Raw genomic sequence first — 11,999 nt, forward strand, 5'->3', positions numbered from 1 at the left:
AAGCGGTCCCGGGCGCCGGGCGGGCGGCGCCCGGCCGGGCGGGCCGCCACCGGATTTGCTTCCGCCGCCGCCCCGTAGGAGGCTCGGCAGCCGAGCCGCTGGAGGGAACGTGGACATGGCTGGGCCCGGGAGGCCGCCGCACCAGGAAGAGGGGGCTCCGGAACGGCCGGGCCTGGACGGACTGCGCGAACGCGGATTCGCCCGCTACGACGCCGGGCACCTCCACCGCACCCCGGGGGCGCCCAGCGAGCCGGGGGACGCGCTCCAGCCGGGGGACCTCGCGGCGCTCCAGGAGGCCTGCGCGGACCTGCCGCCCGACCCGTACGCCCCGGGAACGAACCGGTTCCGCCGCTACTCCCACGCCGTCTACCTGCCGTGGAAGCGGGAACTGTCCTGGATCCCCGGTTCCCCCGACCCGGTGCACGGCACGGTCACCGACTTCTCCCAGGGCGACGACGGCTCCGGGCCCCCACGGCCCCGGCGCGCGCTGCCCGCCCTCCCCGAGACCCTGCGGGGCAACGCCCTGCTGCTGCGCCTCCTGCACTGGGACATCGCCCAGGTGCTGGCCCTGAAGGACCTCGGAATGCGGCCCCTGTGGGCCGGTGTCCATCTGATCCGGCTCGCTGTCGACGGTCCCGGCCAGGAAGCGGTGTCCTCCCCGGACTGCCTGCACCAGGACGGCGGATCGGCCAGTACGTTCACCTTCGCCCATCTGGTCAGCCGCACCAACGTCACCGGCGGGGAGAACGCCATCGCCACCCCGGAGAGCGCCGGCCTCGGGCCGGACGACCCCTGGGCCGACGTCCACGCCGGCTTCACCCTGACCGACCCGCTGGAGGGCTACGCCGTCCACGACCACCGGGTCAGCCACTACGTCGGCCCGGTCCGGTCCGGCCCCGCGCCGGGCCCGGGGGAGCGCTCCGTCCTCATCGTCGGCATCGCCCCGTACGTCCCGCAGCTGTGAGGCAGGGCGTCCACCGAGGCGGACGCCCTGCCCGGCGCCGAGCCGGGAGCGCTACGACACGTACAGCTTGGTCGGCTTGGGCTGGCTGGACCGGTAGGCCCGCAGCTCCTTGATGTCGGCCGGCTTCAGCTTGATGCAGCCGAGCGAGAGGTAGTCCGAGACCCCGTCCCAGCGCTCGGACTCCTTCTTGCCGGGCTTGCCGTTGGGCGCCATCTCGCTGTGGATGAACAGGGCGTCGCGCTTCGTCCCCTTCTTCCCGCCCTCCTTGCACCGCTTGTCCGCGAGCCGCCACACATGGCCGTTGATGTCCCCGTCGAACCGGTCGGTGTACTTCCCGATGCCGTACGTGCCGCTCGGCAGCCAGCCCACCCGGCTGACGCACGCGTCACGGCCGATCTTGTTCTTCGCGGTGCCCAGGCCCGAGCCCGCGCGCCAGCTGTCGACGGTCCACGTCCGGACCTTGTCCGGGTTGACCACCTGGACGCGCACCAGGGTGAGCCGCGAGTTCGACGGGTCCTTCTTGTTCTTCTTGTAGGACAGGTACGTGTAGTTCTTCGCGGCGGCCACCGATGACTCCCCGCCGGCCTCCGCGGCGCCCTCGGCCGCCCCCGGCGTCACCGGGGCCGGAGCCGCGCCGGCCGCCGCGGGGAGCAGTCCCACCACCAGGGCGGCGGTCACCGTGCCGGTCGCCGCGATGGCCCGAAGGGTGCGGCGCGCCGGGCGCCTCGTACGCATGGTCATGATCGATTCCTCCCGTTGGGGCCCCGGATAGGCGGGGCCGAAGCCGGCCCGTCCGGACCGACAACCGGAGTTCAGCAGCCGGTCCCGTTGTTCGGCAGGCCCCTCCCGCCACACCGAACAAAAACGAAAGCCCAGCTGAAAGTGCTGCCCCCGGCCCGAAAACCCTTGCCGGGCTTCCCGGGACGCTCCTAATGTGGCCCGGCACGCCGCGAGTCGTCCGATCATCCGTGCCGGCCGGGAACAGGGAGACCACCGAGATGGGGCGCCGCGAATCGCCGGTCGATCCGAACGAGGGGCCGGTGCAGCGGTTCGCGTACGAGCTGCGCAAGCTCCGGCAGGAGGCCGGACCCCTCACCTACCGGGAGATGGCGCGTCGCAGCCACTACTCGGTCACCTCCCTCTCCCAGGCCGCCGCCGGCGAGCAACTCCCCTCCCTCGCCGCGACCCTGGCGTACGTCGCGGCCTGCGGCGGCGACCCGGAGCACTGGGAGCGCCGCTGGCGGGAAGCCGGAAGCGAGACCTCCGCCCGCGAACGCGCGGACGACCGGGCCGAGCCGCCCTACCAAGGACTCGCGCGCTTCGAACCCGAGGACCACGAAAGGTTCTTCGGCCGCGACGAACTGATCTCCTCCCTCACGGAGTTGGTGACCGGACGATGCTTCGCCGCCGTCTTCGGCCCCTCCGGCAGCGGCAAGTCCTCCCTGCTGCGGGCCGGCCTCATCCCCGCGCTGCGCCGCCGGGCCGGCGGCGAACTCGCCGCGATCCGCGTCCTCACCCCGGGCGAACACCCGCTGCGGACCCACGCCGAGGCCCTCCTCCCGGCCGCCGGTGGCACCGGCGACACCCTGCTGGTCGTCGACCAGTTCGAGGAGGTCTTCACCCTCTGCCGGGACCCCGCCGAGCGCACCGGGTTCCTCGACCGGCTGCTCGCCTCGCGGGAGGCGGACAGCCGGCTCCGCGTCGTGATCGCCGTACGCGCCGACTTCTACGGGCGCTGCGCCGAGCACCGCGGCCTCACCGACGCCCTGCACGGGGCCAACCTCCTCGTCGGACCGATGAACTCCGCCGAACTCCGCGAGGCCGTGGTCCGGCCCGCACAGGCCGCCGGACTGATCGTCGAACGAGCCCTCACGGCACGGCTGGTCGAGGAGACCGAGGGCGAGCCTGGCGGGCTGCCCCTGCTCTCCCACGTGCTCCGCGAAACCTGGCACCGACGCCGGGGACGCGTCCTCACCGAGGAGCAGTACCTGGCCGCCGGCGGGCTGCACGGCGCCGTCGCGCAGACCGCGGAAGACGTCCACTCCCGGCTGTCCGAGCCGCAGGCCGCGCTGGCCCGGCTGCTCCTGCTGCGCATGATCACCCCCGGCGAGGGGACCCAGGACACCCGTCGACCCGTCGACCGCGCCGAACTGGACATCGCCGACCCCGAGGACGTCGCCCTGGTCCTGGACCGGCTGGCCCGTGCCCGGCTGATCACCCTGGACGAGGGCACGGCCGACCTCGCCCACGAAGCACTGATCACCGGCTGGCCCCGGCTCGGCGGCTGGATCGAGGCGGACCGCGAACGGCTCTACGCCCACCGCCGGCTCACCGAGGCCGCCCTCACCTGGGACGGCGCCGGCCGCGACCCCGGCACCCTGTTCCGGGGCACCCGCCTGGCCGCCGCGGAGGAGCACTTCGGCCGTCCCGACTCCCGTACCGCCTCGACCGTTACCACTGCCCCCACTGCCCCCACTGCCCCCACCGCGCTGACCGCTCTCGAATCCGGGTTCCTGGCCGCCTCCCGGGCGGCGCGCTCGCGCGAGCGCAGGAACCGGCGCGCCCTGGTGACCGCGCTCTCCGGCCTCCTCTGCCTCGCGCTCGTCGCCGGGGTCATCGCCTGGCAGCAGAACCGCACCAGCGACCGCCGGCACCTGGAGGCCGAGGCCCGCCGGCTCGCGGCGGTCGCCGACAGCATGCGGTTCTCCGATCCCGTACGGGCCATGCGGCTCAGCGTCGCCGCATGGCGGATCGCGCCCACCACCGAGACCAGGTCCGCCCTGATCGGAGCCCTCACCCAGAAGGAACAGGACACCTTCACCCTCCCCGAGGCCCCCGCCCCGGCCTCCGCGACCGCCGGACACCGGGGCAGCGCCTCGGCGGGCTCGGACGGTTCCGCCGGTTCCGCCGGTTCGACCGGTTCAGGCGGCTCGGTCGGCTCGGGCGGATCCGCGGCCTCGGACGACCCGGCCGCCTCGGCCGAGCACCATCTGCTCGGCGACGGCCGGACCCTGATGTCCGTCACCCCGCAGCGCATCGAGCTCTGGGACGTCCCCACGCACCGCAGGACCGCCTCCTACCCCGGATACGGCGACCGCCTGGCCGAGAGCGGCGAGTCCGCCCCGGCCCCCGACGGCCGCACCCTGGCGGTCACGACGGAACACGGGGTCCAGCTGTGGGACGTCCGCACGGCGCGCCCGACCGCGCTCCTGCGGAGCGAGATGCCCATGGAGGCGCGCTTCTCCACCGACGGGAGGGCCCTCGTCGCGGAGGAGTGGGGGGAGGACACCGGGGACGCGATGGCCGTACAGGTGTGGGATCTTCGACAGCAGCAGCAGCAGCAACGGCACCGGCAGCTCCTGCGCGTCCCCCTGCGCGCCACCGAAACCCTCCAGGCCACCGATGTCAGCGCCGATCGCGGCCGGTTCGCGCTGTGCACGGACGAGCGGGGACTGGAGATCTGGGACACCGGCAGCCGCAAGGCACTGCCGCTGCCCTGGCTGGCCGGACTCCGCGGTGAGGAGCACTGCGTCACCGACGGCTTCCTGATCGCCCCCGACAGCAGACGCATCGCGCTGAAGACCGCCACCGGGGTCGAGGTCCGGGATCTGCCCTCCGGCCGGATCCTGACCCGGCTGGACGCCCACGGACGCCTCGGCGACATCCGCTTCAGCGGGGACGGGGCCTTCCTCGCGGCCGCCACCGACCTCGGCGAGATCCTGCTGTGGCGGCTCGCCGCCCCGGGATCCCCGGTCTTCCGCCACCCCCTGGTCAGCGAGTCCCCGTCCGCGCTGCGCCTGGACATCCCCGGGGGTGCCGTCCGGTACGCGACCGCCGGTGGCCGGACCGTACGGACCCTGAGCCTCGGCGCGGCCGTCACCGGGCGCTGGCAGGAGCGGGCCCTGGAAGACGCGATGTGGAGCGGGGACGGCCGGACGCTGGCCACCCTGCACCGCACGACCGACGGCTCGGGTTTCGAACTCCTGGACGGTGGGGAGGGCGGCAAGACCGTCGACCTCCCGGGCAGGCCGTGCGATCCGCCGCAGGACCCGGGCGGCACGGGCGACCCGGGTGACGAGGGTGAGGGGGCGCCGGCCGAGGAGGAGGATCTCGTGCCGGGCGCCGACGAGGAGGTGTTCGAGGACGGGGTGTCCGGGGAGGAGGGGAGCGCGCTGGGGAACGCGGCGCGCGCCGTCGGGGCCACCGACTGCCAGGAGCTCATGGCCATGAGCGCCGACGGCCGCTCCTTCGCCTACAGCCACTTCCGCGAACCCGCCCCGGGCGGCCCGTCGACCGGCCCTCCCACCGGTCCGCTCTACGTCACCGTGTGGGACGTACGCGCCGGACGGGCCAGGACCACGCTGCCCGTGGCACCGCTGCGCGGCACCGGCGACCGTCCCGGGGACGGCCCCGGGGAGCGCCCCGAGGTGGCCGGGATCGCCCTGAGCCCCGACGGGAACACCCTGGCCGTGTCCCTCAGCTCCTGGTCGGAAACCCTCGAACTGTGGGACGTCCGCAAGGGGAGCCGGCTGCGGACCCTCGACGGCTTCGCCGGCACGGTGACCGCCTTCAGCCCCGACGGGGACACCCTGGTGTCCTGGAGCGACGAGGTGGTGGACCTGGGCTCGGGGCGGGTGCGCCGTCTGGCGCTCGGCGAGGACGACACGACCGCGCTCGCCTTCAGCCCCGACGGCAGGTACCTGGCCGTGGGCGACGCCCTCGGCCGGGTCACGGTCTGGGACGGGGAGCTCGGCAACCGGCTGGGCGCGCTCTCCGGCACCTACACCGGGGCGCGGACCGGGGACATCGAGGGGGTTTCGGCGCTGGCGTTCTCGCCGGACGGCTCGCTGCTGGCCGTCGCCGGAGACCTCGGCACCGTGCAGCTGTGGGAGGCCGGTTCGCGTCGGCTGCTCGGATCGGCGCTGTCCGCGCCGGGGGACACGGTCCTCTCGCTCGCGTTCGGCGCGGACGGCGGAACCCTGCGGGCCGCCGGGACCAACGTCCCGTTCCAGACGTACGAGATCGACCCCGAGCGGGTCGTCGAGCGGGTGTGCGCACGGGCGGGGTCGGGGCTGTCACGGGAGGACTGGAAGGCGTACCTCCGCGGCATCGACTACCGCGGCACCTGCTGAGGGGCCGGAGCACGCGGGCGGCGCGGGTGCGTCTCCCGCGCCGCCGCCGTCGCCTCCGGCGTCCGACCAGGTCAGGTGTGGATGCGGCTGTTGCGTCCGTCGTGGTGGTCGGCGGTGTCGTCGTCGAACCAGTAGTCGCCGGCGGCGAGATAGCGGAACGCGTGCGTGCTGTGGCGGGGCAGCTTCAGGGTCGCCGCCCGGGTGCCGTCGCCACGGGGTCGCAGGGGGTGGGCGGCGGGGTCCCACTCGTTGAAGTCCCCGACCACGCTGACCGGGCCGTCGGGGGTGTCCTGCGGGAGGACGAAGGTGACCTGGGCGTGGTTCTTCAGTTGCTTGCGTTCGAGCACGGACGGGCTCCAGCCGCGAGGGGATCGGAAATCGGCCCGTGCATCGTGCCCCGTTCCCGGCGCGCGAGGCGCTTCACGCGGCGGTGCGCACGCCCGGAGGTCACCCGTCCGGTCGCCGAATGAAGGCGCCCGGGACGGGGAAGGCGCCGTATCCGGACACCGGTCGGCCGGTGACCCGTCACCCGTGGCCGTACGAGTCGAGGAGGGCCGCCATGCCCCGAGGATCCAGCCCCAAACGAGAACGGCAGTACGAGCACATCAAGGAGAGCGCCGAGGCGCGCGGCGAGAGCACGGAGCGGGCGAAGGAGATCGCGGCCCGCACCGTGAACAAGGAGCGGGCCCGGGCCGGCGAGTCGAAGACCGCGTCCCGGTCCTCGCTCCAGGACATGTCCTCCGCCCGACGCGGCGGGCAGCGCTCGCACAGTGGCGCGCGGGGCCTCACCAAGGAGCAGCTGTACAACGAGGCACGGCAGAAGGGGATCAAGGGCCGCTCGGCCATGGACAAGGCCGAACTGAAGCGGGTCCTGGGTCACTGAGGTGACGGCTCAGGCGTGACCTGAAGTCTCTGGCGTGACGTGACGGCTCAGCCGCCCTCGCCCGGCCCGGCCGCCGCCTGCCGGTCCGGTACCAGCCGGGGCACCAGCCGTACGTACGCGACCATGCCGAGCACCTCGACGAGGGTCTGGGCGACCACGACGACCGCGGCCGCCGACAGGGCCTCGGGCAGGGCGAGGGCCAGGGGCAGGACGACCAGCGAGTTGCGGGTCGCGCCGGTGAAGACGATCGCCCGGGAGGCCGGGACATCGAGCCGGAACAGGCGGGCGACGGCCCGGCCGGCGAATGCCATGACGGCGAGGAACACGGCGTAGAAGGGCAGGACGGCGGCGACATCGGCGAGGTCCTCGCCCAGCTTGGGGGTCTGTGAGGCGACCACGACGAACAGGGTGGCGCCCATCAGCGGCACCATCGTGGAGGTCGCCGCGTCGGCCACCGGCCGACCGGCCGGGCGGCGGGTGGCCCACGCCTGCAACGCCCAGGCCAGGGCCAGGGGGATGACGATCAGGACGAGGAACGCCTCGACGAACGGGCCGATTTCGACGACGCCGGCGAGCCCCGCGCCCAGGAACAGGTACAGGAACCCGGGCAGCAGCAGCATCTGGACGACCAGCAGCAGCGGGGTGGCGGCCAGCAGCCGACGGCTGGACCCGCCGGCCAGCCCCGAGAAGACGATCACGTAGTCCACGCACGGGCACAACAGCACCAGCAGCACACCGATCCGCACCGCCTGGTCGGCGGGCAGGAACACGAACACGGCGGCGACCACCAGCGGCACCACCACGAAGTTCACCACCAGCGCGGTGGATAGGAAACGCCCGTCGCGCAGGGAGCGGAGCAGTTCGGCGGCCGGGACCTGGAGGAAGGTCACGAACAGCAGCGCCCCGAGCACCGGGTTGACGGCGTGTTCCAGTCCCGGCCCGGCGGCCGGTGCCACCCACCCCACCAGGGCGCCCGCGGCCAGTGCGCCGAGGTACACCGCGATCTGGTGGCGCTCCATCCACGCGACCGCCCCCGAGGCCTCCTGCGACACCCGCCCGCTCCCTCGCTCCGCACCGGCCGCCCCCGGTGACGGCCCGCTGCGGCCATCCTCCCAGGTCGGCGGGGTTGCTGCGGCTTTCGGGGGCGGCCCGGGAGGGGGGGGCTCAGCTCCCCGTTCGGCACATGGAGGTGATGGTCAGCAGAGCGCCCCCGCCGGTGGCCTCCAGATAGCGCAGGGTGCGGCCCAGGGCCCGGGGCCCGCAGCGCGTTCCGGTGCGGGCGGCCCAGCGGGCGCGGGCGCCGATTCCCGGGACCGCGCCGGGCGGGGTCAGGACGGCCGCCGCGACGAGCCGGCCGGCCGCGTCCACGACCCCGGCGCGGCGGGCCCCGCCGAGGCCGGCATGGGTCCGCAGGGTGGTTCCGAACCAGTGGGCGCGTACGGGGGCGGAGCCGCCGCAGATCCAGGAGACGGCGGGCTCGTCCGCGAAGGCCTCGGCCAGCAGTTCGGCGCAGGCGGCCGGATCGGGGTCGCCGTCGATCCGCAGGGGGTGCGGCGTCCGCCCCGTCCGGTGCTCAGACATCCCGCCTCCGCTCCAGGGGCGCCTCGGGTACGAGATGGCAGACCAGCAGCTTCAGGAAGAACAGCGGCACGAACCAGGCGAGCACGGCGGGCACCGGCAGCCAGAACAGGTTGACCAGGACGGCCGCCATCCACAGGGCCATCGCCACCGGCCGCCTGAGGTGCAGGGGCGCGAACTCCACGAGGGCCGCCCCGCCGAGCAGCAGCGCGGAGTTGGCGAGGGTCCAGACGAGGTCGCCGGCCAGTACGCACAGGCCCATCGCGGCGAGGTGCAGCAGATGCGCGGACACGAACAGCAGCCGGGCCCGCCTGGCTCCCGGCCCGGCCCGGTGGTACCAGCGCTTCGCGGCGTTGGTGGCATTGGTGAGCACCCCGCCGACGAGGTCGAGTCCGGCCAGGGCGATCACCACGAGCTGTCCGGCGGAGAACTCCCGCGCGGCCCCCGAGGACCACAGCCCGGCGCCCAGCAGCAGTGCGCAGCCGAGCATGCCGACGGTCTCCACCACCGACTCGGAACGGGACTTGCCCGGGCCCATGAACCGTTCCAGCCGTCCCGCGAGGCCGGGCGGGGTGGCCGGTATCTCCCAGGAGATCCGCAGATCAGCGCGCATCGGCCGGCTCCTCTCCCAGGGCCGTCCCGCCGCCCCACAGGCCTCGCAGCAGACACCACAGCTGAGCGGACGCCTCGACCTGGACTTCGACTTCGACTTCGACCTCGGGCCCGGGGGCCGGGGCGTCCGCCATCTGTTCCAGCGCCCGGGCGTCCGCGGCACGGACGACCGCCGCGGTCGCCGCCACCATCAGCCCGTGGTCGACATCGGTCCGGATCATCCCCAGCCGCTGCCCGTCCGTGACCATGGCCGAGAACCAGAGGAGCCAGGGGCCCGAGTGGGCACGCCCGATGGCGGCCTCGGCGAGCGCCAGGTCCTCGGGGTGGTCGTGCAGATGGGTGGCGAGGGCGGCGGAGCCGCCCTCGAAACGCGCCCGGAACCCGGCCTCGTCATCGGCCGGGACCCAGGGGCCGAGGGCGTCGAGGAGTCGGCCGAGCACCCCGTCGAGGACGGAGCCGAGCAGGTCCTCGCGCCCGTCGAAGTAGTGGTAGGCGGCGGTCTTGGACACCCCCGCGGCCTCGATGATCTTGTTGTAGGAGGCGGCTTCGGTGCCGTGCTCGGCGAAGTGCCGACGTGCGACTCCCAGGATGTGCTGCTGGCGTTCAGCGGGGAGGCGTTCGAATCGGGGAAGGGGCATGACGGCAATGTACCAGTGGGGTGTACTGGCAGTACACCCCACTGGTACACAACTCGTCTGTCGCTCTCGCCGGTCACCCTTCCGGGTGCTCCGGGCGGCGTCATGCCGGAGACTCTGAACAAGGCCCGATGCAGTCGGCCCGGGCCCGGTGAGGGTGTTCCCCGTGCTCGAAGTCCCGGTGTGGCTGTGGGTGGCGTTCGCCGCGACGATGGTCGTGTCGCTGGCGGTCGACCTGCTGGCCCACCGCACCGCGCACGTCATCCACTTCAAGGAGGCGGCGGCCTGGAGCTGCCTCTGGGTGGGCCTGGCCCTGATCTTCGGCGCCGTCGTCTTCCTGGTGCTCGGCACCACCGCGGGCACCGAGTACACGACGGCCTGGCTGCTGGAGAAGAGCCTGTCCGTCGACAACCTCTTCGTCTTCGCCGTGATCTTCGCCTACTTCAAGGTCCCCCGTGCCTACCAGCACCGCGTGCTGTTCTTCGGGGTCATCGGCGCCCTGGTCTTCCGCGGGATCTTCCTGTCCCTCGGCGTGGCCGTGGTCAGCCGCTTCACCGCGGTCCTGTTCGCCTTCGCCGCCGTGCTGTTCTACAGCGCGTACAAACTCCTCAAGGACGAGGAGGAGAGCTTCGACCCCGGCAGGAGCTTTGCCGTACGGCTGCTCCGCAAGGTGGTTCCGGTACGCGACGAGTACGCCGGGGCGCGGTTCTTCGTCAAGGAGGCCGGCCGCCGGGTGGCCACCCCGCTGCTCGCGGTGGTCGCCGCCATCGAGGCCGCCGACCTGATCTTCGCCGTCGACAGCGTGCCGGCCGTTCTGGCGGTCAGCGACGACGCGTTCATCGTCTACACCAGCAACGCCTTCGCCATCCTCGGTCTGCGGGCCCTCTACTTCATGCTCGCCGGCCTGCTGGACCGCTTCCACTACCTGGGCAAGGGGCTGGCGATCATCCTCGCCTTCATCGGGGTGAAGCTGATCCTCCAGGCCTCCCACAAGATGATCAGCCCGAGCGTGCCGGAGATCCCCTCGCCGGTCAGTCTCGCCGTCATCGTCGTGATCCTCGCGGGTTCGGTGGTGCTCAGCCTGCGGAGACCGCCGCCCCCGCCGCCCTCCGAGCCGCCCAGCACTTCCCCCCACGGCGATACCGGCATATCGTAAAAATATGGTCAAAACAAAGCGCGATGCCGAAGCCAAGGCGTACGTCTGCCCCACCTGCGAGCAGCCGGTGCCGGTCCAGGCCCACCGACACAAGACCCTCGGCGTGTTCGTCCCCGAATGGGGCCCAGGCGCCTGCGTGAACCGCGACTGCCAGGACTTCCGCCTGGACCCCAAGGACAAACACCACACCTGACCTTCCCGGGGCCGGCGGCGTGCGGTTCGGGCCGGCTGATAGGTTCTGGCGGGTGGGGGAGTGCGGGGAGTACCGGGAGGCAGCGCGGGCGGCCTATGACGGGGTGGTCGAACTGTACGCCTCGCTGTTCGCCGACCGGCTGGAGACGCAGCCGTTCGCGCGCGCGATGATCGGCACCTTCGCCGAGCTGGTGCGCGGGACCGGGAACGTGCGGGTGGCCGATGTGGGCTGCGGGCCCGGGCATCTGACCGCCATGATGGACGAACTCGGCCTGGACGCAGCCGGGTTCGACCTGTCCCCGGGGATGGTCGACCACGCCCGGCGGGCCCGGCCGGCACTGCCGTTCCGGGTGGCGCGGATGGAGGAGCTGCCGGTCGGGGACGGCGCGCTCGGCGGCGTGCTCGCCCACTACTCGATGATCCACACCCCGCCCGGCGAACTGCCCGCGCTGCTCGCCGAGCAGGTGCGCGTCCTGGCGCCGGGGGGCCTGCTGCTGGTCTCCTTCTTCGCCACCGACGGGCCGGAGCCGGTCCGCTTCGACCACAAGGTGACCCCCGCCTACAGCTGGCCGGTGGACCGGTTCGCCGAGCTGCTGGCCGGAGCCGGGCTCGTCCCGTTCGCCCGGCTGGTCCACGATCCGGCTTCCGAGCGCGGCTTCCTCGACGCCCACCTGCTGGCCCGCCGACCCTGACCGGCTCACCGCCGACCCTGACCGCGACGCCGCCGTGGGGGCGGGGGGCGGGGCCCCCCCCCCGCCCCCCCCGCCCCCCCCCGGCCCCCGGGGGGGGGGGGGGGCGGGGGGGCGGGGGGGGGGGGCGGCGGGGGGGCGGAAGGAGTACGGCGGGG

The 11,999-nt window shown here is 73.6% G+C and carries 12 protein-coding genes; 6 read left to right on the forward strand and 6 right to left on the reverse strand.

Annotation, left to right across the window (positions count from 1 at the left end):
- The first annotated feature begins 115 nt into the window (after positions 1–115).
- Positions 116–964: a 2OG-Fe dioxygenase family protein gene (locus tag ACZ50K_RS28845; RefSeq protein ID WP_468908237.1), complete on the forward strand. Its 849-nt coding sequence runs from the start codon at positions 116–118 to the stop codon at positions 962–964.
- 51 nt (positions 965–1,015) lie between these two features.
- Here ACZ50K_RS28845 and ACZ50K_RS28850 read toward each other — a convergent pair whose 3' ends face one another.
- Entirely contained in the window at positions 1,016–1,705 is a 690-nt protein-coding gene (locus ACZ50K_RS28850; protein WP_468908239.1) for a L,D-transpeptidase family protein, read from the reverse strand.
- Between the two features lie 257 nt (positions 1,706–1,962).
- On the opposite strand from ACZ50K_RS28850, the gene ACZ50K_RS28855 reads away from it, so the two are divergent.
- The gene (locus ACZ50K_RS28855; RefSeq protein WP_468908241.1) at positions 1,963–6,096 is read left to right on the forward strand and encodes an nSTAND1 domain-containing NTPase; all 4,134 of its coding nucleotides are present in this window, start codon (positions 1,963–1,965) and stop codon (positions 6,094–6,096) included.
- 71 nt (positions 6,097–6,167) lie between these two features.
- Here ACZ50K_RS28855 and ACZ50K_RS28860 read toward each other — a convergent pair whose 3' ends face one another.
- Positions 6,168–6,443: an isoamylase early set domain-containing protein gene (locus tag ACZ50K_RS28860; RefSeq protein WP_468908242.1), complete on the reverse strand. Its 276-nt coding sequence runs from the start codon at positions 6,441–6,443 to the stop codon at positions 6,168–6,170.
- 212 nt (positions 6,444–6,655) lie between these two features.
- On the opposite strand from ACZ50K_RS28860, the gene ACZ50K_RS28865 reads away from it, so the two are divergent.
- Positions 6,656–6,979, forward strand: a complete 324-nt coding sequence (locus ACZ50K_RS28865) for a plasmid stabilization protein (RefSeq protein WP_468908244.1) — start codon at positions 6,656–6,658, stop codon at positions 6,977–6,979.
- A gap of 47 nt (positions 6,980–7,026) precedes the next feature.
- Here the strand turns inward: ACZ50K_RS28865 and ACZ50K_RS28870 are convergent, their stop codons facing one another.
- From ACZ50K_RS28870 to ACZ50K_RS28885, 4 genes are all read right to left on the reverse strand, one after another.
- Positions 7,027–8,031, reverse strand: a complete 1,005-nt coding sequence (locus tag ACZ50K_RS28870; RefSeq protein ID WP_468908245.1) for an arsenic resistance protein — start codon at positions 8,029–8,031, stop codon at positions 7,027–7,029.
- A 112-nt stretch (positions 8,032–8,143) separates the two neighbouring features.
- Entirely contained in the window at positions 8,144–8,560 is a 417-nt protein-coding gene (locus ACZ50K_RS28875) for a hypothetical protein (protein WP_468908247.1), read from the reverse strand.
- The gene (locus ACZ50K_RS28880; protein ID WP_468908249.1) at positions 8,553–9,170 is read right to left on the reverse strand and encodes a hypothetical protein; all 618 of its coding nucleotides are present in this window, start codon (positions 9,168–9,170) and stop codon (positions 8,553–8,555) included. Before ACZ50K_RS28880 ends, ACZ50K_RS28875 begins: the two co-directional genes overlap by 8 nt.
- On the reverse strand, positions 9,160–9,807 hold the full coding sequence (locus ACZ50K_RS28885) for a TetR/AcrR family transcriptional regulator (RefSeq protein WP_468908251.1): 648 nt from the start codon (positions 9,805–9,807) through the stop codon (positions 9,160–9,162). Before ACZ50K_RS28885 ends, ACZ50K_RS28880 begins: the two co-directional genes overlap by 11 nt.
- A 163-nt stretch (positions 9,808–9,970) precedes the next feature.
- On the opposite strand from ACZ50K_RS28885, the gene ACZ50K_RS28890 reads away from it, so the two are divergent.
- From ACZ50K_RS28890 to ACZ50K_RS28900, 3 genes are read left to right on the forward strand one after another with little or no spacing between them, the layout of a single operon-like run.
- Complete coding sequence (locus ACZ50K_RS28890; RefSeq protein WP_468908252.1) at positions 9,971–10,960, forward strand: TerC family protein; 990 nt, start codon at positions 9,971–9,973, stop codon at positions 10,958–10,960.
- Between the two features lie 4 nt (positions 10,961–10,964).
- Positions 10,965–11,153 (forward strand): hypothetical protein, encoded by a 189-nt coding sequence (locus ACZ50K_RS28895; RefSeq protein ID WP_468908254.1) that lies wholly within the window; start codon positions 10,965–10,967, stop codon positions 11,151–11,153.
- A gap of 52 nt (positions 11,154–11,205) precedes the next feature.
- On the forward strand, positions 11,206–11,844 hold the full coding sequence (locus ACZ50K_RS28900; protein WP_468908256.1) for a class I SAM-dependent methyltransferase: 639 nt from the start codon (positions 11,206–11,208) through the stop codon (positions 11,842–11,844).
- The last annotated feature ends 155 nt before the right edge of the window (positions 11,845–11,999 follow it).

Source organism: Streptomyces sp. NPDC033845 (assembly GCF_055576225.1).

Bases quoted from the DNA above. Each gene is read 5' to 3' on its own strand.
- ACZ50K_RS28885 (WP_468908251.1), bottom strand. From the start codon at position 9,807: ATGCCCCTTCCCCGATTCGAACGCCTCCCCGCTGAACGCCAGCAGCAC.
- ACZ50K_RS28895 (WP_468908254.1), top strand. From the start codon at position 10,965: ATGGTCAAAACAAAGCGCGATGCCGAAGCCAAGGCGTACGTCTGCCCC.
- ACZ50K_RS28875 (WP_468908247.1), bottom strand. From the start codon at position 8,560: ATGTCTGAGCACCGGACGGGGCGGACGCCGCACCCCCTGCGGATCGAC.
- ACZ50K_RS28850 (WP_468908239.1), bottom strand. From the start codon at position 1,705: ATGACCATGCGTACGAGGCGCCCGGCGCGCCGCACCCTTCGGGCCATC.
- ACZ50K_RS28845 (WP_468908237.1), top strand. From the start codon at position 116: ATGGCTGGGCCCGGGAGGCCGCCGCACCAGGAAGAGGGGGCTCCGGAA.
- ACZ50K_RS28855 (WP_468908241.1), top strand. From the start codon at position 1,963: ATGGGGCGCCGCGAATCGCCGGTCGATCCGAACGAGGGGCCGGTGCAG.
- ACZ50K_RS28880 (WP_468908249.1), bottom strand. From the start codon at position 9,170: ATGCGCGCTGATCTGCGGATCTCCTGGGAGATACCGGCCACCCCGCCC.
- ACZ50K_RS28865 (WP_468908244.1), top strand. From the start codon at position 6,656: ATGCCCCGAGGATCCAGCCCCAAACGAGAACGGCAGTACGAGCACATC.